The organism is Paraburkholderia humisilvae (assembly GCF_902859855.1).
GTDB lineage: Bacteria > Pseudomonadota > Gammaproteobacteria > Burkholderiales > Burkholderiaceae > Paraburkholderia > Paraburkholderia humisilvae.
The window spans coordinates 13,482-39,660 of sequence record NZ_CADIKH010000029.1 but is presented as its reverse complement, the minus strand read 5'-3'; the positions used below and the strand labels follow the sequence as shown (position 1 = coordinate 39,660).

The 26,179-nt window shown below is 62.4% G+C and carries 25 protein-coding genes, 1 tRNA gene and 1 pseudogene; 7 read left to right on the top strand and 20 right to left on the bottom strand.

The genetic code is table 11. The features are described 5' to 3' along the window. Positions 1–78: 78 nt before the first annotated feature. Together rsmD and coaD are read left to right on the top strand one after the other, a co-directional pair. Complete coding sequence (rsmD, locus tag HV796_RS26040; protein ID WP_175229376.1) at positions 79–696, top strand: 16S rRNA (guanine(966)-N(2))-methyltransferase RsmD; 618 nt, start codon at positions 79–81, stop codon at positions 694–696. A gap of 134 nt (positions 697–830) precedes the next feature. Further along, positions 831–1,337: a pantetheine-phosphate adenylyltransferase gene (gene coaD / locus HV796_RS26035; RefSeq protein ID WP_175229375.1), complete on the top strand. Its 507-nt coding sequence runs from the start codon at positions 831–833 to the stop codon at positions 1,335–1,337. Between the two features lie 247 nt (positions 1,338–1,584). Here the strand turns inward: coaD and HV796_RS26030 are convergent, their stop codons facing one another. Next, a complete protein-coding gene (locus HV796_RS26030; RefSeq protein WP_175229374.1) occupies positions 1,585–2,715 on the bottom strand; it encodes an acyltransferase family protein in 1,131 nt (376 codons plus the stop codon). Positions 2,716–3,062: 347 nt separating this feature from the next. On the opposite strand from HV796_RS26030, the gene HV796_RS26025 reads away from it, so the two are divergent. The 3 genes from HV796_RS26025 to HV796_RS26015 all read left to right on the top strand — a co-directional run bounded on the left by HV796_RS26025 (position 3,063) and on the right by HV796_RS26015 (position 6,997). After that, complete coding sequence (locus HV796_RS26025; RefSeq protein WP_175229373.1) at positions 3,063–4,745, top strand: hypothetical protein; 1,683 nt, start codon at positions 3,063–3,065, stop codon at positions 4,743–4,745. A 257-nt stretch (positions 4,746–5,002) separates the two neighbouring features. Next, entirely contained in the window at positions 5,003–6,517 is a 1,515-nt protein-coding gene (locus tag HV796_RS26020; RefSeq protein ID WP_175229372.1) for an O-antigen ligase family protein, read from the top strand. A 222-nt stretch (positions 6,518–6,739) separates the two neighbouring features. Beyond that, positions 6,740–6,997: a YfhL family 4Fe-4S dicluster ferredoxin gene (locus tag HV796_RS26015; protein WP_175229371.1), complete on the top strand. Its 258-nt coding sequence runs from the start codon at positions 6,740–6,742 to the stop codon at positions 6,995–6,997. A gap of 39 nt (positions 6,998–7,036) precedes the next feature. Here the strand turns inward: HV796_RS26015 and hisC are convergent, their stop codons facing one another. The 8 genes from hisC to HV796_RS25975 form a co-directional block, all read right to left on the bottom strand. Continuing rightward, positions 7,037–8,116 (bottom strand): histidinol-phosphate transaminase, encoded by a 1,080-nt coding sequence (gene hisC / locus HV796_RS26010; RefSeq protein ID WP_175229370.1) that lies wholly within the window; start codon positions 8,114–8,116, stop codon positions 7,037–7,039. Positions 8,117–8,181: 65 nt separating this feature from the next. Next, positions 8,182–8,784 (bottom strand): aminoacyl-tRNA hydrolase, encoded by a 603-nt coding sequence (pth, locus tag HV796_RS26005; RefSeq protein WP_175229369.1) that lies wholly within the window; start codon positions 8,782–8,784, stop codon positions 8,182–8,184. Between the two features lie 208 nt (positions 8,785–8,992). Further along, complete coding sequence (locus HV796_RS26000; protein ID WP_175229368.1) at positions 8,993–9,625, bottom strand: 50S ribosomal protein L25/general stress protein Ctc; 633 nt, start codon at positions 9,623–9,625, stop codon at positions 8,993–8,995. Between the two features lie 173 nt (positions 9,626–9,798). Beyond that, complete coding sequence (locus HV796_RS25995; protein ID WP_175229426.1) at positions 9,799–10,755, bottom strand: ribose-phosphate pyrophosphokinase; 957 nt, start codon at positions 10,753–10,755, stop codon at positions 9,799–9,801. A 47-nt stretch (positions 10,756–10,802) separates the two neighbouring features. Beyond that, positions 10,803–10,879 (bottom strand) — tRNA-Gln (locus tag HV796_RS25990). A gap of 52 nt (positions 10,880–10,931) precedes the next feature. Beyond that, complete coding sequence (gene ispE / locus HV796_RS25985; protein ID WP_175229367.1) at positions 10,932–11,825, bottom strand: 4-(cytidine 5'-diphospho)-2-C-methyl-D-erythritol kinase; 894 nt, start codon at positions 11,823–11,825, stop codon at positions 10,932–10,934. A gap of 42 nt (positions 11,826–11,867) precedes the next feature. Then, a complete protein-coding gene (lolB, locus tag HV796_RS25980; protein WP_175229366.1) occupies positions 11,868–12,533 on the bottom strand; it encodes a lipoprotein insertase outer membrane protein LolB in 666 nt (221 codons plus the stop codon). Continuing rightward, positions 12,533–14,395 (bottom strand): tetratricopeptide repeat protein, encoded by a 1,863-nt coding sequence (locus HV796_RS25975; protein WP_175229365.1) that lies wholly within the window; start codon positions 14,393–14,395, stop codon positions 12,533–12,535. Before HV796_RS25975 ends, lolB begins: the two co-directional genes overlap by 1 nt. Positions 14,396–14,482: 87 nt before the next feature. Between HV796_RS25975 and mutM the strand changes: the two genes are divergently transcribed. Next, positions 14,483–15,313: a bifunctional DNA-formamidopyrimidine glycosylase/DNA-(apurinic or apyrimidinic site) lyase gene (gene mutM / locus HV796_RS25970; RefSeq protein WP_175229364.1), complete on the top strand. Its 831-nt coding sequence runs from the start codon at positions 14,483–14,485 to the stop codon at positions 15,311–15,313. A 7-nt stretch (positions 15,314–15,320) separates the two neighbouring features. After that, positions 15,321–16,409, top strand: a complete 1,089-nt coding sequence (gene mutY / locus HV796_RS25965) for an A/G-specific adenine glycosylase (RefSeq protein WP_175229363.1) — start codon at positions 15,321–15,323, stop codon at positions 16,407–16,409. 61 nt (positions 16,410–16,470) lie between these two features. Here mutY and HV796_RS25960 read toward each other — a convergent pair whose 3' ends face one another. From HV796_RS25960 to kdsD, 11 genes and pseudogenes are all read right to left on the bottom strand, one after another. Beyond that, positions 16,471–17,106: an LON peptidase substrate-binding domain-containing protein gene (locus HV796_RS25960; protein ID WP_175229362.1), complete on the bottom strand. Its 636-nt coding sequence runs from the start codon at positions 17,104–17,106 to the stop codon at positions 16,471–16,473. A gap of 39 nt (positions 17,107–17,145) precedes the next feature. Further along, entirely contained in the window at positions 17,146–18,039 is an 894-nt protein-coding gene (rapZ, locus tag HV796_RS25955; protein ID WP_175229361.1) for an RNase adapter RapZ, read from the bottom strand. Positions 18,040–18,112: 73 nt separating this feature from the next. Continuing rightward, entirely contained in the window at positions 18,113–19,081 is a 969-nt protein-coding gene (hprK, locus tag HV796_RS25950; protein ID WP_175229360.1) for an HPr(Ser) kinase/phosphatase, read from the bottom strand. Between the two features lie 282 nt (positions 19,082–19,363). Further along, positions 19,364–19,879, bottom strand: coding sequence for a PTS sugar transporter subunit IIA (locus tag HV796_RS25945; protein ID WP_134190614.1), 516 nt, complete (start codon positions 19,877–19,879; stop codon positions 19,364–19,366). A gap of 275 nt (positions 19,880–20,154) precedes the next feature. Then, complete coding sequence (hpf, locus tag HV796_RS25940) at positions 20,155–20,514, bottom strand: ribosome hibernation-promoting factor, HPF/YfiA family (RefSeq protein ID WP_175229359.1); 360 nt, start codon at positions 20,512–20,514, stop codon at positions 20,155–20,157. A gap of 172 nt (positions 20,515–20,686) precedes the next feature. Next, complete coding sequence (locus HV796_RS25935) at positions 20,687–22,204, bottom strand: RNA polymerase factor sigma-54 (protein ID WP_175229358.1); 1,518 nt, start codon at positions 22,202–22,204, stop codon at positions 20,687–20,689. Between the two features lie 210 nt (positions 22,205–22,414). After that, on the bottom strand, positions 22,415–23,197 hold the full coding sequence (gene lptB, locus HV796_RS25930) for an LPS export ABC transporter ATP-binding protein (RefSeq protein WP_175229357.1): 783 nt from the start codon (positions 23,195–23,197) through the stop codon (positions 22,415–22,417). Positions 23,198–23,274: 77 nt separating this feature from the next. After that, positions 23,275–23,952, bottom strand: a pseudogene (gene lptA / locus HV796_RS25925) (lipopolysaccharide transport periplasmic protein LptA); the annotation flags it as partial. 29 nt (positions 23,953–23,981) lie between these two features. Then, complete coding sequence (lptC, locus tag HV796_RS25920; RefSeq protein ID WP_175229355.1) at positions 23,982–24,581, bottom strand: LPS export ABC transporter periplasmic protein LptC; 600 nt, start codon at positions 24,579–24,581, stop codon at positions 23,982–23,984. 13 nt (positions 24,582–24,594) lie between these two features. Next, the gene (locus tag HV796_RS25915; protein WP_175229354.1) at positions 24,595–25,131 is read right to left on the bottom strand and encodes a KdsC family phosphatase; all 537 of its coding nucleotides are present in this window, start codon (positions 25,129–25,131) and stop codon (positions 24,595–24,597) included. Continuing rightward, positions 25,131–26,114, bottom strand: a complete 984-nt coding sequence (gene kdsD / locus HV796_RS25910; RefSeq protein WP_175229353.1) for an arabinose 5-phosphate isomerase KdsD — start codon at positions 26,112–26,114, stop codon at positions 25,131–25,133. Before kdsD ends, HV796_RS25915 begins: the two co-directional genes overlap by 1 nt. Between the last annotated feature and the right edge of the window lie 65 nt (positions 26,115–26,179).

The following is a 26,179-nucleotide window of genomic DNA, read 5'->3' as shown; positions in this document are numbered from 1 at the left end:
GGCCACCCGTGTGGTAACGTGGGCGCTCCGGGCGGCGCGCAGTGCGCCGCCCGTATCCGTTCAGCTACGCCGATTGACATGTCCCGTCTTTCCTCATCCCGCGCGCGCAGCGCGCCGCCGCCCGGACGCGGCTACGCACATACGATCCGCATCATTGGCGGTGACTGGAAGCGCACGCCGCTGCCGGTTATCGACCTCGATGGTCTACGACCGACGCCTGACCGTGTACGCGGAACCCTCTTCAACTGGCTTGGCCAGCGTCTTGACGGTCAGCGTTGTCTCGATCTCTTTGCCGGGAGCGGCGCACTCGGTTTCGAAGCCGCGTCGCGCGGCGCCGCGCGCGTGCTGATGGTCGAGCGCAACGCGCGCGCCGCCGCACAACTGCGGGCAAACCAGGCGAAACTCGCCGCGCGCGCGATCGAAGTCGCCGAGGCGGACGCGCTACGGCTTGCCGCAGGCCTTGCCCCCGGTTCGTTCGACGTGGTTTTCCTCGATCCGCCGTTCGGCGAGAACCTGCTCGACCGCGCGCTCGAACTTGCGGCGCCGCTCGTCGCGGCAGGCGGGTTGCTGTATGTCGAAGCGGGCGCTGCGCTCGACATCGAACCGATACCGGCGCTCGCAGGATGGACGATCGTCCGGCAGGGTAAGGCCGGCGCGGTCCATTATCATTTGCTGCAACGCGAAAATGATGAATAATGCGCGTTCCATTACAAGTGCCGGATAACGGCCGTCACGCGCTGCAGCCGGGAGTCGCGCCTTGCGGGTGAATCGCATCGCGGCGTGGCGCCGGCACGGCGCACTTTTAGTTTGACGGAAGAGAGGAGAAGTCCATGGTAGTCGCCGTGTACCCGGGAACGTTCGATCCGCTGACGCGCGGTCATGAAGACCTCGTGCGCCGTGCGTCGAGCATCTTCGACACGCTGGTGGTGGGCGTCGCCGACAGCCGCAACAAAAGGCCGTTCTTCACGCTGGACGAACGCCTGGATATCGCGCGAGAGGTGCTTGGCCACTACCCCAACGTGCAGGTCGCGAGCTTCAAGGGGTTGCTGAAGGACTTCGTGCGCAGCAATAACGCCCGGGTGATCGTGCGCGGTTTGCGCGCGGTGTCGGATTTCGAGTACGAGTTCCAGATGGCGGGCATGAACCGCTATCTGCTGCCGGACGTCGAGACCATGTTTATGACGCCGTCCGATCAGTACCAGTTCATTTCGGGGACGATCGTGCGGGAGATCGCGCAACTGGGCGGCGATGTCAGCAAGTTCGTGTTTCCGTCGGTGGAAAAGCGCCTGCAGGATAAAGTCGCAGCAAACCAGGCGCAGCAGGCGAACCAGCCGTAACACGCGCAAACTATTCCCTTTACGCAAGATGAAGCCGGTGGTGCGTCGAGCTGCCGCCGGCCGGCGCGTGGTGAGTCAGGTATGGCCCTGGGGGTTATCGACGCGTGCATCAATTTGCGTTCCTGATTAATTTTGAAGTGCACTGTCCAGACAGACTTTCAAGCATTTCCGATTGACGAGCGAAGGGCGTAGATTGCTTTGCCGGCCATTGCCCGGCAAAGCCACCTAGGCGCCGGCGCGCGGCGCGTCAGCGAATCACGTCGTCCGCGCCGGCGACGCCGCGCACCGGCGCAGTCGTCGCGTCGCGTTTCGCCAGTGCACGCATCGCATTCTTCAGGCGATGCCCGAGCGGCACGACCGCGAACGCGAGCGCGATGAGCACAACAAGCACGATCAGCTTGCCGGCAGTCGACAAAGGCTGTCCCTGGCGTGTCGCACCGATGGCGACGAGCAGCGGAAAATGCAGCAGATACAGCGGAAACGTCGCGTCGCCGAGCTTGCGTGCGAACGCGACGAGCCGCGCGCCGGGATGCAGCCGCGGTCCCGCGAGCGCAAGCGCGGCAAACAGCGCAACGAGCACGCACACGAACAGCAGGCAGCCGCCGATGAGCGTTGCCTGCACGTGGTGCGGGCAGCCGATCGGCAGGAAGATCGCATCGAGCCCCCGGTTCAGCGCGGGACTCATCCGCTTGTATGACGCCGCTATCGCCAGTGCAGCCATCAGCGATACGAGCAGCGCGACAATCGCGCCGCGCCGCGACGGCGGCGTCACGAACCGGTCGTGGATCAGCACGCCCGTCAGCCAGAACGGCAGCATCACGATCACATTAGGCCCGTACAGCAGCGCGACCGCGATTGGGATCAGCAGTGTGCGGCCGGTGCGTCTGCAAAAGAGCAGCGCGCCCCAGATCGCGTAGAAACCCGCCTCGTAGCAAAGGCTCCAGAACGGAGAGTTTGACAGCGGCGACACGTCGAGGCTCCACACCTGGTTCAGGAGCAGTACATTTGCCGCGATGCGCAGCACCGGATGGTCCGCCTGCGCCCCCCAATTGTGGTTGTACCATGCGGGCGCGACGGTGGATGAATACGTGTCGAGCGCGAGCGTCGCCACGAGTGCGAGCAGCGTCACGGACAGGAGTCGTGTCGCACGGTCGATGAAAAAGCGGCGCGCGTCGAATTCGGCGACGGACGGTGAGAACGAGCGGATCGTATAGCCGCTCAGCACGAAGAAGCCGCCGACCGCGACGATCCCGACGCTAGTCAGGTCCGGCCACGCATTCTGAAAATAGCGCTGCGTCAGGTGCACGATCGCGACGATCACCGCAAGCGCGAAGCGCAGCAGATCCAGCGAAACGGAAACGGCGGGCGCGATCGGCATGCGAGTGCGTGGACTGGAAGCTGGCATTTCCGGAGTCTCCCGATGACCGTGACCGGCTTCGCGTGCTGCGTCGTGTGCCGGCCGCAAGTCCGTTCGCGCGAAAAACGCATGACGATCCCGTGCCAGCACGCGAACCGCGCAAGCCCGTGCGGCCCGCGCCGCGAACGCGGTCGATGCGAGCGACTGTAGAAGCGGGCACGTCGCCGGTCTGTGGGATGGCGAACGTAGTACCCGAAGCCGCGCGCGTGCATCGCGCAAGGCGTTGCCGGGGAATGTGCTCCGTCGCACTAAATTCATGCTGCGCGTGCGATATAAACGAGTCGCCAAAACTGGAGATTCACGCAACGATGCGAACGGCTCAACTGGACTCGCGACCGCTGGACGAAAAGTCCAGAGCATGCTGGTACTCGACGAAATCCGCGTACATGCTGGCGATATTCGTCGTGCTGGCTTCGGGCGCGGCGTTCGCGGCGGCATTCGGCTTCCTGACGCACGACTCGTGGAACTACCTGCTACTCGCGCAATCGATCAAGCGCGGGGAAGGGTGTTCCATCGCCGGCTCGTATTTCGCGATGTTTCCGTGCGGTTATCCGCTTGCACTCGCGCTGACCGCGCCTTCCGCCGACATGGCGAGTCTGATGCTGAGCAGCAAGGTCACGAACGTGATCCTGCTGTTCTTCGCATTCGTGTTGCTCAGAGGCACGTTCCGCAACGCGCTGGTGCCCACGTTCGTGATCGTCAACCCGTTCACGATCGGCCTGTTTCTGTACACGTGGTCCGAGAATCTGTTTCTGCTCGCCTGTTGCGGAACCTTGTTCGCGCTCTCGCGCGCGCATCGGCGCGACGCGCCCTATCCCTATGGCGCAATCGCACTGCTGACGTTCTTCCTGCTCGTGGGTGTGTCGTCGCGCTACTTTTTCGCGCCTTTCGCGGGGGTGGTATTTTTGTGCGTGTGGCTAGCGTATGGCTGGCGCACCGCGCTCAGGACATTGCCCGCGTTTGTCGTCGCGGCGCTGTTCTTCGCGGCTTACCTGAAGTTCAATACGGTGCTGACCGGCATGGCCACGGGCATGCCGCGCCTCCCCGCGCCGGAGACGCCCGGTTTCCTGGTGTTCCGATTCGTTCGGCAATTCGCGAAGGAAGTGGTGATTCTGGGCGTTTCGGTGTCGGTGCTGTTGTGGCTGACCCGGAAATATTGGTTGGAGCGATCGAAGGACGGAAGCGCGGGCGAATCAGACGCGCCCGAAGCACGGTTGCTGGCCTTCATGGGCGCGGGCTTTCTGCTGCTTGCGTTCTGTCTACGTTTGCGGACCCAGTACGACCTGTATGACCCCCGAACGCTCAGCTATGGGCTGACGTTTGTCGTCGCTGGGCTGGTCGGCTTGCGGACCCGCATCCCGACGTCCAGGATGCCGGCCCGGGCGGCGCTGATCTACGGCCTGCTCGCCGTGCTGGCGGCCCTGTCCGACGCGGTCGCGTATTCGGGCGGGGCATTGCTGCCGATGCTGAAGGAAGCGCTGGCAAACGGGTATACGTCACCGGTTGCCGCGTTGCAGCGCTATCACAGCCCCGCGACGGACGCCGACCTGATCGTGACATTGCGGCGGCCGCCCCGCGTCGCCGAGACCGTGGATGATGAAGCGCGTCTCTACTATCCGGGACATGCAGCGGTCGTCGAGATTCGTACGGGCCCGTACTCGAAGCCCGACAGCGTGGCGGATTTCAGGAAGGCCGTCGCTGGTCGTCATGCCCATGCGTGCGTGATCGATTTCACGTCATTCGCAACGCGCGGGGACCTCAAGCGTTACCTCGACGGGTCGTTTCCCGTCGCGTTTTCGTTCGGTTCTGGCGGAGGGTTGCCTGCAACCGTGTATCAGCCGATTTTCGACCCGGGCATGAGGGATTACCTGCTGTCGATCTTTCAGCCCGGACGATACGTTCCGTGCCCTTCGGACGTGAACGCGAACTCCAGCGCATGTGACAGCTCCGGTTGTTCGGACACGCTTTTGCAGCTCAGGCGGCCAGCGTAGTACCCCGTCGCCTTTCATCAGGAAAGGCGCGATTGATCACGCCGCCATCGAAACCAGACGGCTCACCGCCATTCTTTTTTTTCCGTCGTATTTCGTTCGACCGGATGGCATGCAAAGCGCGTGTTGCATCATGCGGTTCTTTTGGGGCGAGCGCTTTGTTATGCAACGCACCAACAGTGATTAATCCAGATGGCAGCCGGACCCGGCCGGCGATATAAACGATTACCGGGGATAGCGTCTACGAAGGATCGACAAACATGGAAATTCAGGTATTCGCCGTGATCGTGCTCGTGTTGGGCGTGCTCGCGCTGAACGTCGATTCCCGCTGGACCGTTTACATTCTCATCGTAAGTTGGCTGTTCTCGTGCGCGGCCACGCTTGCGCTGCCGGCATTGGGTGGCATGGCCATTCCTCCCGAAACGCTGTTTCTGATTTTCCTTTTCATCCGCGCGTTCAACATGGGCGGCCCGGCGGGATTGTGGCGGCCGCTGGCGCCCGGCAGCCCGGGTTTTCCGCTGCTGTGCCTGACCATCGTGGCGCTGGTGGGCGCGTGGTTCCTGCCGCGCGCGTTCGCGGGCGCGACCAACGTGTTCGCGATCAGCCACGACGCCGCCGATCCCAACGCGGTGGGGCCCGTACCGCTTGCCCCGGTGTCCGGCAACCTCACGCAGTCCGTGTATTTCGTCAGCGACGTGGCGATTTACTGCTGCATGACGATTTTTCTCGCGAGGAAGGATGGCTACCGGCATCTGGCGCAAGCCATGCTCGTGCTCGCCGGGTTGAACGTGCTCGCGGGTGTCGTCGATATGGTGTCGGGCGCCGCCGGCGTGAACGCGCTGAGCTGGATCAAGACTGCGGGCTACACGGTTCACGACGGCGAAGAGGTGGGCGGGCTTCGGCGTATTACCGGGACATTCACCGAGGCATCCACGTTTGCCGGTTTCACGATGCAACTGTTCGCGTTTACGGCCAACATGTGGCTGTTCGGTTACCGACCGCGCGTCACCGGCCTGATTGCCTTCGCGTCGGCCGTGCTGATCATGTTGTCCACCTCGACCACCGCGTATGTCGGAATGGCCGCGTACCTGATGGTGCTGGTGTGCAGCCGTGACGACCGGATTTCCCCGCGAAGCCGCGCGAGAAAAGGGTATTTGTTCGCCACCGTGGGGTGTCTCGCGATCCTTGCGCTGCTGTTCAGCCTGGTATTCAAACCGGGCCTTCTCGAATCGGTGACCAACTTTTTCAGCGATACGGTTCTTGCCAAGGCTGACAGCGATTCGGGGCGCGAACGCGGCGCATGGAACCAGCAGGCGCTCACCAATATCATCGATACCTATGGCTTTGGCATCGGGCTCGGTAGCGCGCGGACCTCCAGCTTTGTCCTCGCGCTGCTTTCGAACCTCGGCTTTGCCGGGGGCGTGCTGTTCGGCGTGTTCGCGTGGAACTGCCTCGCCGCGCGGATCCCGACGCAGGCGCCGCTGCTTAATCGCATGGTCTGCCATGCGATGCGGCAGAGCATGTTCGCAGCGCTGATCATGTGTTCGATCGCCGGCACGATGTTCAACCTCGGATCGAATTTTTATGTGTTCGCCGCTGCGGCGACCGCGCTGTCGCTCACCGCGCGCAGGGTAGCGTCGGTTGAGCGCGTCAACGGCGTCGGGCACGGCGACCCACCGCCCAGGGTGTCCGGCGAGACGGCGAGCCTCACGGTGTCACTGCTTGAAACGACCAAACGCCAGAGGCGCATACCCGCATGGCCGTACAAGGGTTGATTTAACAACAACGCGGCAAAGCCGGTCGACAAGAGCGTCGGGCGTGCATTCAAGCCCCGGCCTGACGAGAGAAGCGATCTTCAATTTCCTTTCGAGCGTGCTGCCGCTCGTCGTCTCACTCGTCACCATGCCGCTGTAACTCGATCGCGTCGCTACAGCACGTCCGCGCGGAAGGCTGGAAAGCTATAATATGTTGTTGTTTCCAGAGAAGTGGGTGGCAGCATGGCCCTGATGATTACCGACGAGTGCATCAACTGCGACGTCTGCGAGCCCGAGTGCCCGAATGACGCGATCTCAATGGGCCCGGAAATCTACGTGATCGACCCGAAGAAGTGCACCGAGTGCGTCGGTCATTTCGACGAGCCGCAATGTCAGCAGGTGTGTCCGGTCGAGTGCATTCCACGTGACCCGCAGCACGCGGAAACGCCGGAACAGTTGATGGTCAAGTACCGCGCGCTGCAGGCGGCGAAGGGCGCTTGAGCGCTTGAGTCCTGTCGCCGCGTCACGCGGAACGCGCTGCTAACGGCCTTCACCGTCAAGCAACGCGTGCAACGCGGCGAGCAGCGTGTCACATTCGGCATCGGTCCCAATTGTGATGCGCAAATGCTGATCGATACGCGGCAACCTGAAGTGACGTACGAAAATTTCCCTTTCCCTAAGCTTGGCACTGAGCGCCGCGGCATCGTAACCATCGTGGCGCGCAAACACGAAGTTCGCCGCCGATGGCACGACATCAAAGCCGAGCGCGGTCAATCCTGCTGACAGCCGTTCGCGGCTTGCGATCACCTTCGCGCAACTGTCGCGGAACCATGCGTCGTCCGTATAGGCAGCGGTGACGGCGACCTGTGCGATGCGATCGAGCGGATACGAGTTGAAGCTGTCCTTCACGCGCACCAGCGCGTCGATCAAGGCGGCGTCGCCGAACGCGAAGCCGACGCGCATGCCCGCGAGCGAACGCGACTTCGATACCGTTTGCACGACCAACAGATTCGGATATCGGCCGATCAGCGAGATCGCGGATTGCGCGCCGAAGTCGACGTACGCTTCATCGATCACGACAACCGAGTCCGGATTGGCGGCGACGATCTGTTCGATCTCGGCGAGCGGCAATGCATGACCGGTCGGCGCATTCGGATTCGGTATCACGATGCCGCCGTTCGGCACCGAGTAATTGTCGATACGGATCACAAATGCATCGTCGAGCGGTACGGTACGATAGTCGATGTCGTACAGCCGTGCATACGTCGGATAGAAGCTATAGGTAATGTCCGGAAACAGCAGCGGGCGATCGTGCTTGAGCAGCGCCTGGAACGCCATCGCGAGCACTTCATCAGAGCCGTTGCCAGCAAACACCTGCTCGACGGCGAGCCCGTGATAGGCGGCAACCGTCTCGCGCAGCTTGCGTGCGGTGGGGTCCGGATAGCGCCGCAACGACTCGCCCGTACCGCCGAGCTCATCGTGAATCGCCGCTTGAACCGCGGGCGATGGCGGGTACGGATTCTCATTGGTATTCAGCTTCACCGGATGCGCGAGCGCGGGTTGCTCGCCGGGAACATACGGCGTCAGGCGGTGAACGATGTCGCTCCAGTAGCGGCTCAAGCGGGCCTCCTCAATCATCATGTGCATCGCGCGACCACGTGGGTTCGTGGGATGCGCGTCGTGCACTAACCGTTGCGATGCAATTGCATCATCGCGCGTTCGAGTTCGCCTTTGACGACTTGCGGCATCACCGCGAGCGCTCGCTCGATCGACGCATCGATGACATCCTGCTCTTCCTTGCGCGGTGGCTTCAATACGAAGTTCGCGACATCGGGTTTCGCGCCGGCACGCGCGGTTTCCGGAATCAGGTCGCGCGGGTGACCGATGCCAATACGCAAGCGCCAGTATTGAGGCGTGGTCAGATGCGCGGAGATGTCCTTTAGCCCGTTGTGGCCGCCGCTGCCGCCGCCGAGCTTCAGCTTGACGGTGCCCGGCGGCAGATCGAGCTCATCGTGCGCGACGAGAATCTGGTCCGGCAGGATCTTGAAGAAGTGCGCGAGGGCGACGACCGATTGGCCAGAACGGTTCATATACGTTTGCGGCTCGAGCAGATGCACCTCTTCGCCGTGCAGACGCGCCTTCGCATAGAACCCGTGAAAGCGCCGTTCGTCGCGCAATATCGCGCCGGCTTCGCGCGCGAGTTGATCGACGAGCCAGAAGCCGGCGTTGTGCCGCGTCGCGGAATATTCGGCGCCCGGATTGCCGAGCCCAACGATCAGCTTGATCATGTTGTCGAGGATAGGCGGCTATCCGGACGTTCCGGCAGCCGGTGGTTAGCCTGGTAATCGGTAACAGAACTTGCGGTAACAGAACCATCAGCTTCGCAGAGAAACCCGCGAAAAAAAACCCGCCGGGGCGAACCTCGGCGGGTCACGTCGACCGTTTCATTGAAACGGATCGAGAGGATAGCTCGCGCAATGCGGCTCAGTCGCCCACTCAGGCGGCCGGCGTAGCTGCGCCTTCACCAGCGGCCGACGACGCATCGGTCGCTTCATCTGCAACGGCGCCAGCCGGGATCGTCGCGGACGCGATCACCGGGTTTTCCGACACGATGTGCGCGGTCAGCGAGACACCTGCCGGCAGCACGATGTCATTCGCGTGCATCGTTTGACCCGCTTCGATCTTCGCCAGATCGACTTCGAGGAACTCCGGCAGTGCGGCCGGCAGACACTCGACTTCGATTTCGTTCACGACGTGCGAGATCACCGCGCCCGACAGCTTCACGGCCGGGTTGGTTTCCTGATTCATGAAGTGCAGCGGCACCTTCGTGTGCAGCTTCGTGTTCGGGTCGACGCGCTGGAAATCCACGTGCAGCACGAGCTGACGGAACGGGTGGTATTGCACGTCGCGCAGCAGAACCTGCTGCGACTTGCCGGCCACTTCCAGGTCGAGAATTGACGAGTGGAACACTTCCTTCTTCAGTGCGTGCCACAGCGCGTTGTGATCGATTTCGATCAGTTGCGGTTCGCTGCTTGCGCCATACACGATACCCGGGGTCTTGCCCGAGTTACGCAGGCGGCGGCTCGCACCCGTACCATGCAGATTACGCTCGAAAGCGATGACTTTCATTTGCTTCTCCAATACAACTGCCCGCGACCAGGCAGTAAAAAGGACCTCATTGCCGCGATGTTGCTTATTGCCGGCGTGAGGCATCGGACTCGACGGCATGAACCTTCGTTCGTTCATGCCGATTGTGCGAAGCTGCCGCGCTCACATTAGCGCGGCAGCTTCGCAAATTGGGTTCAGCTCTCCGCGAACAGCGACATCACCGAGTCGCCGCGACGGATGCGCGAGAAGGTCTCGGCAAGCAACCCTGCGCTCGACAGCGCACGGATCTTCGCGCACGAACGCGCTTCTTCACCCAGCGGAATGGTGTCGGTGACGACCACTTCATCGAGCGCCGATGCGGCGATGCGTTCGCCGGCACCGCCCGACAGCACCGGGTGCGTCGCATATGCGAACACCTTCTTCGCGCCGCGTTCCTTCAACACTTGCGCGGCTTTGCACAACGTGCCGGCCGTATCAACCATGTCGTCCATGATCACGCAAGTGCGGCCTTCGACTTCGCCGATTATGTTCATCACTTCCGCGACGTTCGCCTTCGGACGGCGCTTGTCGATGATCGCAAGATCGCAGTTCAGCTGCTTCGCGAGTGCTCGTGCGCGCACCACACCACCCACGTCCGGCGACACTACCAGCAGGTTCTCGTGATTCTGCTTGCGCAGATCGCCGAGCAACACAGGCGTGGCGTAGATGTTATCGACGGGGATGTCGAAGAAGCCTTGAATCTGGTCCGCGTGCAGATCCATCGTGATGATCCGCTCGACGCCGGCAATTTCCAGCATGTTGGCGACGACCTTCGCGGAGATCGCGACGCGTGCCGAGCGCGGGCGACGATCCTGGCGCGCGTAGCCGAAATAAGGGATCGCAGCGGTGATCCGGCCGGCGGAAGCGCGCTTCAACGCATCGACCATGATCATCAGTTCCATCAGGTTGTCGTTCGTCGGCGCGCAGGTGGATTGCAGGACAAACACATCCTTGCCTCGCACGTTCTCCTGAATCTCGACCTGGATCTCGCCGTCCGAGAAGCGGCTGACCATTGCTTTGCCGAGGGGAATACCGAGAATCTTGACGACTTCCTGTGCAAGCGCCGGATTCGCGTTGCCAGTAAAAACCATCAGGCCGTCATGGCTGCTCATCATGCACCTGCTTCAGGCTGTGGGAGGCGAGGAACTGCGAGAAATTTTGGCAGGGGAGGAAGGACTCGAACCCTCGCATGCCGGAATCAAAATCCGGTGCCTTAACCAACTTGGCGACTCCCCTACACTAACTTTGAACACCGCCGGATGTGTAGGAACATTCGACGTTGCGAAACTCATGACGCGAAGCCAAAGAGTGGATGCGTATCGAGGCTTGCCGTTACTGCGCTAATCCATCCGCCCGGCAATGCGGCTTGAGCCGCCTGTGCTTCGCCGATGCTGCGGTATGCTGCAAAAACGCTTGCGCCCGACCCGGTCATCCGCGCTGGCGCGATGCTATTCGATAAGGTTTCGAACCACCGCAACACTTGCGCAACTTCCGCGTATTTTCCCACGACAACTTGCTGCATGTCATTCCGGCCGAACCCGTCGGGCCATTCTGCGCTGCGGCTTTGCTGTGTAAGAAAGTCCGTAATTGTGATGGGTTCGGAATTCCTTGTCAACGATTTTTCAGAGAAAATCGCCGCCGTCGGGACGTGAACTTCCGGCTTCACCACGAGGAAATAACGCGGCGGCAATTCTACCGTCTGAAGCGCCTCGCCGACACCCTCGGCGAATGCATTTTTTCCGAACACGAAGAACGGCACGTCGGCGCCCAGGCGCAGCGCCAGCGATTGCAGTTCGGCACGCGACAGATTCACTCGCCATAGCCGGTTTAGTGCGAGCAGCGTGGTGGCCGCATCCGAACTGCCGCCGCCGAGACCCGCACCCATCGGCAGACGCTTGTCGATCTCGATGTCGACGCCCTCCGTGGTGCCCGTGTGCTTCTTGAGCAGCTTTGCCGCGCGCACCGTCAGGTCGTGCTCGGCCGGTACATCCGGCACGTCAGTCAGGCGCTCGATGCGGCCGTCCGCACGCCGCGTGAAATGCAGGCGGTCACCCCAATCGAGCAACTGGAACACCGTCTGCAGCGTGTGGTAACCATCCGGCCGGCGGCCGGTGATGTGCAGGAAAAGATTGAGCTTCGCGGGAGCGAGGCAATCGCGCAGCGAATCGTTCGTGTCGGTCATGAGTCCGGGATGTAGCGCGTAAGTGGGTGGCGACGCGCTATTTTATTGGTCAATCACAAGCTTGATGCCGAGCGGCGGTTGCTCGCGGTTCAGATTCAAGCGTTTTACGCCGGTTGCGGGTGCGTCCGCGTACGCGAGATAGTCGATTGTCCAGCCGTCCTGCTCGATCTCCTTCGGCCGCGCCGGATCTTCGGGATCGGGAACCGTGCGCGCTTGCGAAGTCGGTGCGACCGATGGCTGCAGCCAGTAGCGCAGACCTTCGACCGGCAACGCGAAGCCCATCGCGTTTTGCATCAGCGTCGAGACGTTGTCGGCGGTGAGCGGCTGGCGGTTCGGCAACTCGAGCGTCGCCGAAGACGGCGACGACGTCACGATCGCCATCGTCTGGCCAAGCGGATTGCGTAGTTGCACGGTAACGGTGTCGCCGGTCTCACGCCAGTCGAAATTCCCGTACGCGTTTTGCTGACGGCCGTACGGGTCGACGTACTGCACCGCGAAGCGCCCGTGATAGGCGCGCGTGGTCTGCGCAGTGACGGACGTGGTTGCATTCGAGGTGGACGGACCTTGCGGCTTGACGCTCGCGCAACCGGCAAGCGCGACGAGCGCAGCGGTTGCAAGAGTCGTAAGAATGGGCGCCGCGCGGCGCGGCGCCCGGGTGCTGCGGAAAAACCGGATGAGATGGCGGTGAAGCGGCGCGAAAAAATGCATCAGAGGTCGTTCACCTGAAAGCGCTTGAGCGTCTTGAGGAGCGTGTCGTTATCCGGTTCGAGCTTGCGCGCTTCGCGCCACGCAGCGCGCGCCTGTTCCTGATCGCCGCTCTTCCACAGCACTTCGCCCAGGTGTGCGCCGATTTCCGCGTTCGGCTGCAGATCGTACGCCTTGCGCAGGATCTTGATCGCATCGGACGTGTCGCCCAGACGATATTTGACCCAGCCCACGCTATCCATGATGAACGCGTCGTTAGGCGCGAGGGCCGATGCCTTCTCGACCAGCTTGTCCGCTTCCTGCAGGCGCTGGTTGCGATCCGCGAGCGAATAGCCGAGCGCGTTATAAGCCTGTGCGTTATCCGGCTGGGTTTGCATCAGCTTGCGCAACTGCGTTTCCATCACGTCGTAATGGCCCGTCTTCTCGGCCGCCATTGCGTAGTCGTACGTGAGATCGGGATCATCGGGGAAGTCGTCCACCGCTTGCTGCAACCGCGCTTCGGCTTCCGGATAGCGCTTCGCGTCGAACAAAATTGCCGCGTCGGTGCGCGCGAGCAGGGCCTGGTCGCGCGGGTCCAGCGGATGAATGCCGGCCAGCAGCTTGCGCGCATCGTCCGGCTTGCCTTGTTTCTCAAGCAGTTGCGCGCGCGTGATCTGCGCCGGGATGTATTGCTGGCTGCTCTGCGGGATCTTGTCGAGATAGCCGGCGGCGGCCGATTCGTTCTTCTGCTCGAGCGCCAGCTGCGCGAGATAGATGTAGGCCTGGCCCGGGTCGGCGCCTTGCGTCTTCTCGGCTTGCTGCGCGTATTGCGTCAGGTAGGTCTGCGCTTCGGGGAAGTGCTTCTGCTGAATCTTGATCAATGCGAGCGCCATCAGCGGCGTGAGGTCGTTCGCGTTGTCCTTGTGCATGATTTCGAACTGCTTTTGCGCGTCGTCGAGACGGTCGCTTGCAAGGTACATTTGCGCCAGCGCGAGGCGGGCGTCATGCGACTTGGGATTCTGCTGTACGTACTTCTCGAGCGACGCGATCCCTTCCTGGCGCTCCTCGGGGCCCATCTGCGCGAGCGTCAACGCGGCCGGCAGGAAATCCGGCTTCAGCGCGAGCGCCTGTTCGAGCGACTTGCGCGCGCCCGGCGGGTCGTCGGCGAGCAGTTGCTGGCGCGCGATCGCCAGCTGTGCTTCGGGCCGGTTCATGTCGTTCTTCAACAAATCCTGCAGCACGTGCAGGCCGCCCACGCGGTTCGGGCCGCGCGAGATCAGCAACTGCAGCGAAAGGATTCCAGCGCCGCGATTTTCCGGCTTGATCTTCGCGAGCTCGCTTGCGAGCAGCGGCGCTGCCTCATCAGGTTTGCCGGACAGCACGAGCAGCGACGCATCAAGCTGCGCCGCGCGCTCCGAGCCCGGTGCGTACTGCTGCCACAATTGGGCGGCCGCCAGCGCGTCCGTCGGACTTTGTGCGGCGAGCGCGATTTCGGTTGCGCGCTGCGCCATCCGCGGATCATGCGTGTCGCGCGCGAGCGCCAGGTAGGTCTGGTAAGCGGGGGCCGGCTGGTTCCGCTGCAGCGCGACTTCCGCAGCGAGCACCTGGAATACGATCTGACTCGTCAGCGGCACATCGGGAAGATTTTTTTGCTCATCGGCGTCTGTGCCGAACGCATCTTGCACCGAAACTGAATTGTCATCTGTATCGGGAGACGGGTCCTGCGCATGCGCGGGCAGCGCGCCGAACGTCCATGCGGCCAGCGCTGCGGCACCCACCAGACGGCGCGCGAAGGCTCCGCGCGGCAAAGTGTTCGCCTCGCCGTGGGGCTCGCGGCCGGCGTCGGCCGGACGCTTCAGAAAGAGCTTTACGAAGGACAGGTTCATGGAAATCCGTTCAATGTTTCGGTCGATTGTAACGCGCTCGCTACAATACGCGCATAACCAACAACGCAAGTTGCAGACCTGTTAGACATGCCAGAGTTGCCAGAAGTCGAAGTCACCCGCCGCGGGATCGAGCCTTATGTGGCCGGGCACCGGGTCGAGCGGATGGAGGTGCGCACCCCCGCGTTGCGCTGGCCGATTCCGGCGGATCTGCCGCGCATGCTGCGCGGCCAGCTCGTGAAGAACGTCGAGCGGCGAGGCAAGTATTTGCTGTTCGAGATAGACGAGGGTTGGTTCATCGTGCACCTCGGTATGACGGGGACGTTGCGCGTGCTGCGCAATGTGCCGCATCCGCCGGCGGCTGCGAAGCACGACCATGTCGACTGGATCTTCGACGATTTTATTTTGCGCTTTCGCGACCCGCGCCGCTTCGGTGCGGTGCTCTGGCACGCGCGTGCGGACGGCGACGTGCTCGAACATCCGCTGCTTGCCGGACTGGGCATCGAACCGTTCGCACCGGCGTTCTCGGGTAAGCTTTTGCACCGCAAAACGCGTGGGCGGACCGTATCGGTGAAGCAGGCGTTGCTCGCTGGTGAAATTGTAGTCGGCGTGGGCAACATTTACGCCTCCGAAAGCCTTTTTCGCGCGGGGATCCGGCCGACCACACAGGCGGGCCGCGTGTCGCTTGTGCGTTACGAACTCCTTGCGGATGCGGTACGCGTCACGCTTGCCGCCGCCATCGAAAAAGGCGGCAGCACATTGCGTGACTTCGTCGGCAGCGATGGTGAAAGCGGCTACTTCCAACTCGATTATTTCGTCTATGATCGCGCGGGGCTGCCGTGCCGGGTATGCGGAACGCCGATCAGGCAAATCGTGCAAGGGCAGCGTTCCACTTACTATTGTCCGACCTGCCAGCGCTGATTGTTCAATGTCCGTTCTACCCACGATACCCGCTTTGACCGATTTCTCTGTGCGCTTGATCGCATGGCAGCGCCAGCACGGCCGTCATGACCTGCCGTGGCAGAACACCCGCGACGCGTACCGGATCTGGCTGTCCGAGATCATGCTGCAGCAGACTCAGGTGTCGACGGTCATCCCGTACTACACGCGATTTCTTGCGCGCTTTCCAGACGTTGCGTCGCTCGCCGCGGCGCCGGCCGACGATGTGATGGCGTTGTGGGCCGGGCTCGGTTACTACTCGCGCGCGCGCAATCTGCATCGCTGCGCGCAGGGGGTCGTCGAGCAGCATGGCGGTGTGTTTCCCGCGTCCGTCGAGGCGCTTGCCGAATTGCCGGGTATTGGCCGGTCGACGGCGGCGGCGATTGCGTCGTTCGCTTTCGGTGCGCGCGCGACGATTCTCGACGGCAATGTAAAGCGCGTGCTCGCGCGTGTGTTCGGCGTCGAAGGCTTTCCGGGCGAGAAGCGCGTCGAGAATGCGATGTGGGTGCTCGCCGAGTCGTTGCTGCCATCGAACGCGACAAATGAAGCAGTCGTCGCCTATACGCAAGGTCTGATGGATCTGGGGGCGACGCTGTGCGTACGCGGCAGGCCCGACTGCGCACGCTGCCCGTTCGCGGCGGATTGTGTGGCGAACGTGACCGGACGCCAGCGCGAACTGCCGGCTGCGCGGCCGAAGAAGGCGGTGCCGACACGGCGTACCTGGATGCTGGTGTTACGCGACGGCAATTCCGTGATGCTGGAAAAACGCCCGCCGTCGGGCATCTGGGGCGGCTTGTGGAGTTTGCCGGAGGCCGCCGATGAAGCCGCGCTCGCGCAACGCGCGCGCGCGCTTGGCGCAAGCGCGGCGGTGTCGCCGCTCGCGCCGCTCACGCATACGTTTACGCACTTTCGGCTCGACATCGAACCGCGCATCGTCGAGTTGAATCGCGTTGCCGGTGCGCACGCGGCGCTCGCGGATGGCGAGACGGCGTGGGTCGCATTGAGCGACATCGATGCGTATGGCGTGCCGGCGCCCGTGCGAAAGCTGCTTGACGGTCTGCAGGGTTCGCTGCTGTAGCGCCGGGTTGTTTCGCAGCGCGCCCGCGTTGCAGCCCGCGTTGCAGCCCACTACGCAATCGCTAAAGCAACTGGTGCTGCTGCATATAGTGATGCACGACATCGATGCGCGCGCCCGCATCTAGCAGTTCCATCAGCTTTTGCCGCGAGCGCAGTGCAATAGGCAGGACTTCCGACAATCGGTTGGATACCCACGACGGATCGTCGAGCCGAAACGGTTCGTTGAACGGCAGGCTGTCCGGATCGCGTTCGCGGATGCTCGCGATGATCCGTTCGAGCACTTCCGCACACGCGCCGAACTTCGCGAGATGCGTCTGTCCTTCGAGTGGCACGTCTTCGCCCAGCGGCTCGGCCATGCCGACCAGCAAGCCGCTCGGTTCGACCCGGTACGACAGCAGCCTGAAGCGCTGTGTGCCGCGCGCGCGAATCAGCAGCATGCCGAATTCGTCGACGTCACATTGATCGATGTCCGCCAGGCACCCAACCGACTCGGGCACCGACGGTTCATCCGGCTTCGCGACCTCGCCGCCGCTTTTCAGAAGGCACACGCCGAACGGCGATTGATCGCGCAGGCAGTCTCGCGCCATGTCGAGATAGCGCGCTTCGAAGATCTTCAAGGGCAGAAGCCCATCGGGAAAGAGCACCGTGTGCAGTGGGAAAAGCGGCACATCGGCAATCACGGGCGAGGTAGATGACATGGCGCAACGCTTCGGTTAAGGCCGCGCACGCGCGGCCGACTAAGCCACCAGCTTCGACGACTGTTCGACGTCGATCGGTGCGTCTCGATGCCGCACGATCACGTTCGCATGATCCTTCAGACGCGCGGCAAGCGTCTCCGCGATGAACACCGAGCGGTGCTGTCCGCCCGTGCAGCCGATGGCAACAGTCAGATAGCTGCGGTTGTCGTCGCGAAAATGCGGCAGCCATTTGACGAGAAACGCCTCGATATCGTCGATCATTTGATGCACGACGGGCAGTGCGTCGAGGAAATCGATGACGGGTTGATCGAGACCGGTAAGCGGCCGCAATAGATGATCGTAATACGGGTTCGGCAGCGTGCGTACATCGAACACGAAATCGGCGTCGAGCGGCACGCCGCGCTTGAACCCGAACGATTCGAACATCAGCACGAGGCCGGTGTGTTCCTGTTCGATGAAACGTTTGACCCACGCGCGAAGCGTGTTCGCGCGCAGATTGCTGGTGTCGATCTGGTGCCCGAATTCGACCAGATCGGCGACCAGTTCGCGCTCGCGCTCGATCGCTTCGGCGAGCGAGTTGAGCAGGCCGACATCCGCATCATGCGCGGTTGAACCGGACAGCGGGTGGCGCCGGCGCGTCTCCGAAAAGCGCTGGATCAACGACTGCGTGCTTGCGTTCAGAAACAGCACGCGCACGTCGTGTTCGCGCGACAGGTCGCGGATCATTTCGGGCATTTCGTCAAGCGACGCGCTCGAACGGGCGTCGATTGCGACGGCGAGGCGGTCGTGGCCGCCGGCGGTGAGGTAGGTCGCGAGTTCAGGCAGAAAGCGTGGCGGCAGGTTGTCGACGCAGTAGTAGCCTGCGTCTTCGAGCGCGTTCAACGCAACAGACTTGCCGGAGCCGGAGATGCCGGTGATCAGGACGATGCGCATGGGGTAGAGGGGTCGGTTGGTTTCATCATAGCATCAGCTTTTTTCGTCCGCTCCGCCGCCCACCGTCGTAATTTCAAATGAGCTTGCCTGGGAACTGGCTGTCCGGGTCTTGCATCGCGAGGCGCTGGCGGTCCATGAAATCGCGCAGCGTATCGATCCCGCGCAACTGCAGGATCGTGTTACGCACCGCGGCTTCGACCAGCACCGCAAGGTTGCGGCCGGCCGCCACCTGAATGGTCACTTTGCTGATCGGCAGGCCGAGCACATCGACCGTCTGGCTTTCGAGCGGCAGTCGCTGGAATTCGCCGTCCGGGCGGCGCACCAGTTGAACGATCAGCTTCAGCTTCATCTTGCGGCGCACCGCCGTCTCACCGAAGATCGTCTTGATGTCGAGCAGGCCGAGGCCACGCACTTCGAGCAGGTTCTGCAGCAAAGGCGGGCAGCGCCCTTCGACGAAATCCGGTCCAAGGCGCACGAAGTCGACCGCATCGTCGGCGACGAGACCGTGGCCGCGGCTGATCAGTTCGAGGCCGAGTTCGCTCTTGCCGAGGCCGGAGTCGCCGGTGAGCAGCACACCCATGCCGAGAATGTCGAGAAACACGCCGTGGAGCGTCGCGCGAGGTGCAAGGATGCGCGACATGTAGAGCCGCAGGCTGTCGATCACCGCCGCCGGTGACATCGGCGTGGTGAACAATGGCGTTGACGAGCGCGTGCAGCGCAACACCAGCTCCGCAGGCGCGGCCACGCCGCCGGCCACCACCAGGAACGGCGGTTCGAGCGCGATCAGCTCGGCCATATGGCGCGAGCGGTCTTCGTCGGATTGGCGCTGGTAGTAGTTGGTCTCGGCTTCGCCAAGCACCTGAATCCGGTTCGGGTGAATCAGGTTCAGGTGGCCCACGAGGTCGGCACTGGACGTTGCGGTGGCAACCGTTTCCGCCGAAAAGCCGCGTTCCCAGCCTTCATGCCCGGTCAGCCAGCTGAGCTTCAGCGTGGCGGCGTTGTCGTCAAAAATACTCTGGGCGTTGATGCTGGACGTATCCATGTGTCCATGACTCCGGTGTGCGCCGCTTACCTGCTCTTCGTCGCGACGCGTGCGCCGCGGGTTTGGCCGGCGCGGGCCTGTTCGGTTGCGATTCCAGTTGCCATTCGGTCCGCCGGCTGGTTTCCGGCGGCCACCGGTCCTGCGCGAGTGCGCGACGGCAGATCGTGCGTCAAACGGTCGCCCGCACGATTACCCGTGCGGTAACTGCCGATCGGCTGGCCAGCCGCTGCGCAAACCGGGCGAAGCCCCTGGTCGCGCATTGTGCCGCTATGCTGGTATCTGTCAAGGTTGCCACTGAGTCAGCAGGCTATGCAACGCTTCACGATTTTCTTCCGTGTGCAGGCGCTCGCGGGTCTCGCGGTCGGACAGCAGTTGGGCGATCTCCGACAGTATTTCGAGGTGCTGCTGGGTCGCCTGTTCTGGGACCAGCAGGAAGATCAGTAGCGATACCGGCTGACCATCCGGCGACTCGAACGGAATCGGGTCCGCGAGGCGCACAAACGCGGCGAGCGGCTGCTTCAAGCCTTTGATCCGGCCATGTGGAATCGCCACGCCTTCACCCAGCCCGGTCGAGCCAAGACGCTCGCGCGCGAACAGATTGTCGGTGACGGTGCTGCGGGCAATGCCGTTCTGGTTTTCGAAGATCAGGCCCGCTTGCTCGAATACGCGCTTCTTGCTGGTAACGGAAAGGCCGACGACGACGTTCTCGAGCGGAAGATATTTGGCTAAACGATTCATGTTGGCAGGCGCGTTGATCGCCTGGGTTCTCCTCGCTGTGGCGTTTGAATAGCGTTCCATGCTCGGCAGATGCTCACGGCGATGCGCAGTTGAGCCCAAAAAGCAGGACTCGGGCTGATTGACCCCGAAAGTGACCAAAACATTATAGAACAGCGTTGCGACGGATGGTGCGCCGCGCCATGCCGGTCGATTTCGCAACCGAAGCAGGCGCGAGCCCTCCCGATTGAAAAATGGCGACTATTTGGGAGAAGGTTTCGCCAAACGAAAAAACCGCCCTGAAAAGGGCGGTTTCGCGTGAGACTCGTGTCGCCTGACTGGCTGCCAGGCTTCGTGGCCTATTGCGGCGGCACCTCCGCCTGGGACGGCACGGGTTGATACTTGATTGCTTCGTGCTGATGGCCTTGCAGGCGATCCTTGTGACGAATGACTTGCCTGTCCAGTTTATCGATCATCAAGTCGATTGCCGCGTACAGATCGCTATCGCAACTCTCGACAAAAATATCCTTGCCCTTCAGATGCAGGTTGATTTCAACCTTTTGTCTCTTTTCCTTTTCCTTGTGATTGTCGACCGAGAGGACCACGTTGCCGTCGATCACCTGATCGAAATGCCTTAGCACTCTATCTAGCTTGGTGATCACGTATTCTCGCAATGCTGGTGTGACTTCGAGATGGTGTCCACTGATCTTCAGATTCATAGTGCTTCTCCAAGCGAATGGCCGCCAGGATCCGCATGGATTGCGTCAGCGCCGGTCGATCTGCCGGCCTGCCTGTGCCGTTCCCCGGTAACAGCGCAACAGGTCGTATCGGCCAGCCTGCTCCGCCAACCAGCGGCGCGGCCGGAAAATGCCCGCCGCGGAAGGCAGCGAGCTACAGAGACTTGCGCAGATTGACTGCTGGAATTTTCAACGCTTCGCGGTATTTCGCCACGGTGCGCCGTGCAACCACGAAACCTTGTTCCGCCAGCAGTTCGGCAATGCGGCTGTCTGAAAGAGGAGATTTGGTGTCTTCAGCTCCTATCAGTTGCTTGATGAGCGCGCGAATGGCCGTGGAAGAGGCCGCGCCCCCGGTGTCGGTCGATACGTGAGATCCGAAGAAGTACTTAAATTCAAGCGTCCCGAATGGGGTGAGCATGTACTTCCCGGTTGTTACACGTGAGACCGTCGACTCGTGTAGGCCCAGCGTATCAGCAATTTCCCGCAAAACCAAGGGGCGCATGGCAATTTCACCATGGGCAAAAAAATTCTTTTGACGCTCGACAATCGCTTGCGCCACGCGCAGGATCGTTTCGAATCGTTGCTGGATGTTTTTGATTAGCCAGCGCGCTTCCTGCAGTTGTTGACGCAGTGATCCGCTGCCCGGATCGCCGCGGTTGTTGCGCAGAATATTCGCGTACAGATGGTTGATGCGCAGCTTCGGCACCACTTCCGGGTTTAACTCGGCCTGCCACCCCTGTGCCGTTTTGCGCACCATGATGTCGGGCACCACGTAGTCTGCTTCAGCCTTGCCGTAGGCCGCGCCGGGAAAGGGTTCGAGTGAACGGATCAGCGTATGCGCGTCGCGTAGGTCATCGTCGTTTGCCTTCAGGTGTTTGCGCAAACGCGTGAAGTCACGTGCGGCGAGCAGTTCCAGATGGTGTGCGACGATCTCGAGCGCGAGCGTGCGCGTCGGCGACGGTCCAAGCCGACACAGTTGCAGCTTCAGGCATTCGGACGCGGAGCGTGCCCCCACACCGGCCGGATCGAAACTATGCAGCAGCGCGAGCGCTGCGTTCAACTCGTCGAGATCGACTTCGAGTTCATCAGGCAGGTCGGCCAGCACTTCTTCGAGCGTGGCGGTCAGGTAACCGTCGTCGTCGAGCGATTCGATCAGGAACGTGATGAGCGCGCGATCACGTGGGCTTGCCTGCGTGACACGCAGTTGCGCGGTTAGATGATCGCGCAGTGTGGTAGTGGATTCGTGGATTTGCAACGGCGGCAGGTCGTCGTCATCCGAAGCGTTGCCCGAGCGGCCGTAGTCGTCCAGATTCCACTGGTTCGCGTCCGCGTTGCTATCCGACGCGAGTCCGTTGTATTCGTCGACGCCCTGCGGTTCGCTGCTCTCGGCGCTTTCACCGGACGCGGAAGAGCTGGACGACGACGGCACGTTAGCCATCGGCTCCGGCGCCGCGTTGGCCGGAGCCTGTGCGATCACCGAGCCGTCGCCGGCCACGCGTAGCGGACTCGCGATCCAGTCGTCCTCGGTTTCGAGCAGCGGATTCTGCGAAATCGCCATCGACACTTCTTGTTGCAGCTCAAGTGTAGACAGCTGCAGCAGCCGGATGGACTGTTGCAGTTGGGGTGTCAGCGCAAGATGCTGCGACAGGCGGAGTTGGAGGCTAGCTTTCATGGCAGTGAATTCATTGTAGAGAGTTTGCCACGACCGCGAAACCTTGCGACACCGCATAAATGCGGGTGGGGGAGATTTTTCGAGGCGGATAGGCGCGCGGGGCGCGAAATATCGAGCCTATCTTGTCAAAATTACTGAAGCCACTCCCTGCGCGCTCGCGGACGATGTAACCTCGCACATCCGCATCGCCGTTCGCAGGTTCGCGCGACGTTACATGCGGAAGTGCTCGCCCAGATAGACGCGCCGCACGCTCTCGTTTTCAATAATGTCGCCGGGCGCGCCGGCGGCCAGCACGGTGCCGTCGCTAATGATGTACGCGTGATCACAAATGCCGAGCGTTTCGCGCACGTTATGGTCAGTGATCAGCACGCCGATATTGCGCTGCTTCAGGAACTTGACGATCTTCTGAATCTCGAGCACCGCGATCGGGTCGACGCCCGCGAACGGCTCGTCAAGCAGAATGAAGCTCGGGTTGGTCGCGAGCGCGCGGGCAATTTCGACGCGCCGCCGCTCGCCGCCCGACAGCGACAGCGCCGGGTTCTCGCGCAGGTGAGCAATCTGCAATTCGTCGAGCAACGCTTCGGTGCGTTGCGCGATCGCATCCTTCGACAGGCGCTTGCCGTTGTCGTCGTACTGCAGTTCGAGCACCGCGCGGATGTTCTGCTCGACGGAGAGCTTGCGGAACACTGAAGCCTCTTGCGGCAGGTACGAAAGCCCGAGCGCTGCGCGTTTATGGATGGGCAGCAGGCTGATCGACTTGCCGTCCAGATCGATTTCACCCGCGTCGAGCGACACAAGGCCGACGATCATATAGAACGAGGTGGTCTTGCCGGCGCCGTTCGGCCCGAGCAGGCCGACCACTTCGCCGCTTTTCACATCGAGCGAGACGTCCTTGACGACCGTGCGCGAGCCGTAGCGCTTCTTCAGATTGCGCACGGCGAGCGAACTGCTGGTGCCTGCCGGCTTGCGATTGGGGAGGGCAGGGGTGCTCACGGCTTGGTGGTTCCTTGTCCTTGACTGTCAGTGGACGACGGAGCGGTCGACGTACCGGGCGTTGGATTCGCGTTCTGGCCTTGGAAGCGGGTCGACGGTTGCAGCGTGACCGGCGGCCCGGAAGCGGGCTGCGCGCCGGTATTGCGCGGCGCGAGCATCGCACGCACGCGGCCGGTCGGGTTGCCCGGGCTGGCGACGTCCGGGCCCGCTTTCGCCGTATAGAAATCGCTCTGGCCGTCGTACGTGATGACGCTGCCGTGCACCTCGTCCATCACCGTCGACAGCCCTTGCAGCCTGCGTACGGTTGCGCGCGTGGTCAGCGTGGTGAGGTCCTGCTTGCCGTCGTAGTCGATGCGTTCGGCATTGCCTTCAATGTATTCGTCGACGCCGTCGCGCTTCTGCCGGAAGTACGCGAGGTTGTTGCCGGTCGAGGTGCCGGTCGCGAACTGATAGCCCTGCGGGTCCTGGGTCACCTCAACGCGATCGGCCCGGATCAGGATCGTGCCTTTGGTCGCGACCACATGGCCGGTGAAGATATTGACCTGCTTGAGGTCGTCGTACGTCATATTGTCCGCTTCAATATTGAGCGGCTTGTCCTTGTCGGCACGCTCCGCGTGCGCGACCGGAGCGAAGGCCGCGAGCGGCAGCGCGGCGAGCAATGCCGCCAGCTGAACGACCAGCGGCGCACGCCACACGCGAAACGCGTGCGGCTTGCGCAGGCAGCCGGTATTGAAACGGGGGAACGATTCGCTCATGCAGTCACGCTGGAAATGAAACACCCGGATCACCTGGAGATGCTGCCGGCCGTGTCCGACGCGGCGATGGCGCCGCGCACGTTGCCGAACAGCTTCATGACCCGGGTAACATTGTTGTAATTCATGCCGTCGGCCGTCATGACCGAAAGACCGCGACGAAGTTTAACCGGCTTTTCAGTCTCGATCACATCGTCGTTCACCAGCACCCGAAAATGCTGCGAATCCGCCTGCATCTCCGGATCGCCGTCGCCGGGGGCGCGCAGGATGCGCGCGTTGTCGTAGAGATTGACGATCGATGCATCGCTATTCACCGTGCCCCAGTCGCCGGTCGCGGTGACGATCGGCTTGCCGGGCTGGAACGCGCGGATGGCCGGCTTCGTCAGGTCGCTGTCTTCAGTGTCTTCGTAGTGAATCAGCTTCTGTGCAGTGAGGCGGTACTGCGTCACGCCCGACTGATCGAGCTCGGAGACTGAAAAATTTTCGGCGAAGTAATCGGGCGTGTGCGCCTTCGGGCGAATCACGTCTTCGTTGGTGTGCGGTTTCGTCGCCTGCAGCAGCCAGTACGTGATGCCGGCAAGCAGCGCCATCGCGACGACCGGAATAAGCGAAGTCCAGCGAAACCTGTTCATCCGTTCGATCCGTTCACATTCCGCACGCGGCGCGCAGCAGATCGTCGTAGCGGTTCTGCGCGCGCAGCAGCGTGTCGCACACTTCGCGCACGGCGCCATGGCCGCCGCGCGCTTCGCTGACCCAATGCGCACGCGCAATCACTTCCGGATGCGAATTGGCCGGCGCCGCGGCGAAGCCGACTTGCAGCATTACCGCGAGGTCGGGCCAGTCGTCGCCCATGTAACCGCATTCCTCGGGTTTCGTGCCGGTCTGCTTCAGCAGGTCCGCGAATGCGACACGCTTGTCTTCCACGCCCTGATAGACATGCGTGATGCGCAGGTTCTTCGCGCGCTCGACAACGATGCCCGACTGGCGGCCGGTGATGATCGCCGTATCGATGCCTGCGTCGCGCAGCAGCTTTGCGCCGTGGCCGTCCATCGAGTTGAACGACTTCATCCAGTCGCCCTCGGCGGTGAACATCAGGCCGCCGTCGGTCAGTACGCCGTCGACATCGAAAATCATCAGCTTCACGCGGCTCGCGCGTTCAGTCGCGGTAAGGGAAACAGCCATCAGATCACCTTCTTCGAAAACAGGTCGTGCATATTGAGTGCGCCAATCAGTCGCCCGGCTTCATCGACCACGAGCAACTGATTGATGCGGTGGCGTTCCATCAGTTCCACGGCCTCGACCGCGAGACGGTCCGGACCGATGGTGCGCGGGTGCGGTGTCATCGCCGCGCCGATCGATAGATTGCGGAAGTCGCCGTCGCGTTCAAGTACCCGGCGCAGGTCGCCGTCGGTGAAAATGCCCTTCACGCGCGTTTCGTCGTCGACGACTGCGGTCATGCCCATGCGCTTGGCAGTCAGCTGGAACAGCGCGTCCCGCACCGTCTGGTCGGGCGTCACCTGTGGCAATTGGTCGCCAATGCGCATCACGTCGCGCACGTAGGTGAGCAGACGCCGGCCGAGCGCGCCGCCCGGATGCGAGCGGGCGAAGTCGTCCGGGCCGAAGCCGCGTTCCTCGAGCACCGCGACCGCGAGCGCGTCGCCAAGTGCGAGCGCCGCGGTGGTACTGGCCGTCGGCGCAAGATTCATCGGGCAGGCTTCTTTCGAGACGCCGGCGTTCAGATGGACATCGGCGATGTTCGCGAGACTCGAGCCGGGACGGCCGGTCATCGCGATCAGTTTCGCACCGAGCCGTTTGATCAGCGGCAGGATAGCGAGTAGTTCTTCGGATTCCCCAGAGTTCGACATCGCGATGAACACGTCGTCCGAGGTGATCATGCCGAGGTCGCCGTGACTCGCTTCGGCGGGGTGTACGAAGAATGCCGGAGTGCCGGTGCTCGCGAGCGTCGCCGCGAGCTTGCGTGCGATATGGCCGGATTTGCCAATGCCCGAAACGACCACACGGCCACGGCAGCCAAGAATGAAGTCGATCGCTTCGACGAACCCGTCGTCGAGCTGATCGCGAAGCGCGCGCACGGCGTCCGCTTCGATGTCGAGCACGTCGCGAGCCAGCGCAAGCGCCCGGTCGCCATTGATTTTCGCTATCATTCGCGGAGTATAACAAAGGCGTATGTTCGCCGCGCCGGACGGAACTTGTCCGGGCGTCGCCTTCA

Bases quoted from the DNA above. Each gene is read 5' to 3' on its own strand.
- rapZ (WP_175229361.1), bottom strand. From the start codon at position 18,039: ATGCGCATCGTCCTGATCACCGGCATCTCCGGCTCCGGCAAGTCTGTT.
- mutY (WP_175229363.1), top strand. From the start codon at position 15,321: ATGTCCGTTCTACCCACGATACCCGCTTTGACCGATTTCTCTGTGCGC.
- HV796_RS25995 (WP_175229426.1), bottom strand. From the start codon at position 10,755: ATGAGCAGCCATGACGGCCTGATGGTTTTTACTGGCAACGCGAATCCG.
- lptC (WP_175229355.1), bottom strand. From the start codon at position 24,581: ATGAACAGGTTTCGCTGGACTTCGCTTATTCCGGTCGTCGCGATGGCG.
- kdsD (WP_175229353.1), bottom strand. From the start codon at position 26,114: ATGATAGCGAAAATCAATGGCGACCGGGCGCTTGCGCTGGCTCGCGAC.
- HV796_RS26000 (WP_175229368.1), bottom strand. From the start codon at position 9,625: ATGAAAGTCATCGCTTTCGAGCGTAATCTGCATGGTACGGGTGCGAGC.
- HV796_RS25915 (WP_175229354.1), bottom strand. From the start codon at position 25,131: ATGGCTGTTTCCCTTACCGCGACTGAACGCGCGAGCCGCGTGAAGCTG.
- rsmD (WP_175229376.1), top strand. From the start codon at position 79: ATGTCCCGTCTTTCCTCATCCCGCGCGCGCAGCGCGCCGCCGCCCGGA.
- coaD (WP_175229375.1), top strand. From the start codon at position 831: ATGGTAGTCGCCGTGTACCCGGGAACGTTCGATCCGCTGACGCGCGGT.
- mutM (WP_175229364.1), top strand. From the start codon at position 14,483: ATGCCAGAGTTGCCAGAAGTCGAAGTCACCCGCCGCGGGATCGAGCCT.
- pth (WP_175229369.1), bottom strand. From the start codon at position 8,784: ATGATCAAGCTGATCGTTGGGCTCGGCAATCCGGGCGCCGAATATTCC.
- hprK (WP_175229360.1), bottom strand. From the start codon at position 19,081: ATGGATACGTCCAGCATCAACGCCCAGAGTATTTTTGACGACAACGCC.
- HV796_RS25945 (WP_134190614.1), bottom strand. From the start codon at position 19,879: ATGGAACGCTATTCAAACGCCACAGCGAGGAGAACCCAGGCGATCAAC.
- HV796_RS26025 (WP_175229373.1), top strand. From the start codon at position 3,063: ATGCGAACGGCTCAACTGGACTCGCGACCGCTGGACGAAAAGTCCAGA.
- HV796_RS26030 (WP_175229374.1), bottom strand. From the start codon at position 2,715: ATGCCGATCGCGCCCGCCGTTTCCGTTTCGCTGGATCTGCTGCGCTTC.
- hpf (WP_175229359.1), bottom strand. From the start codon at position 20,514: ATGAATCTGAAGATCAGTGGACACCATCTCGAAGTCACACCAGCATTG.
- HV796_RS25975 (WP_175229365.1), bottom strand. From the start codon at position 14,395: ATGAACCTGTCCTTCGTAAAGCTCTTTCTGAAGCGTCCGGCCGACGCC.
- HV796_RS26015 (WP_175229371.1), top strand. From the start codon at position 6,740: ATGGCCCTGATGATTACCGACGAGTGCATCAACTGCGACGTCTGCGAG.
- lolB (WP_175229366.1), bottom strand. From the start codon at position 12,533: ATGCATTTTTTCGCGCCGCTTCACCGCCATCTCATCCGGTTTTTCCGC.
- HV796_RS26020 (WP_175229372.1), top strand. From the start codon at position 5,003: ATGGAAATTCAGGTATTCGCCGTGATCGTGCTCGTGTTGGGCGTGCTC.
- ispE (WP_175229367.1), bottom strand. From the start codon at position 11,825: ATGACCGACACGAACGATTCGCTGCGCGATTGCCTCGCTCCCGCGAAG.
- HV796_RS25935 (WP_175229358.1), bottom strand. From the start codon at position 22,204: ATGAAAGCTAGCCTCCAACTCCGCCTGTCGCAGCATCTTGCGCTGACA.
- HV796_RS25960 (WP_175229362.1), bottom strand. From the start codon at position 17,106: ATGTCATCTACCTCGCCCGTGATTGCCGATGTGCCGCTTTTCCCACTG.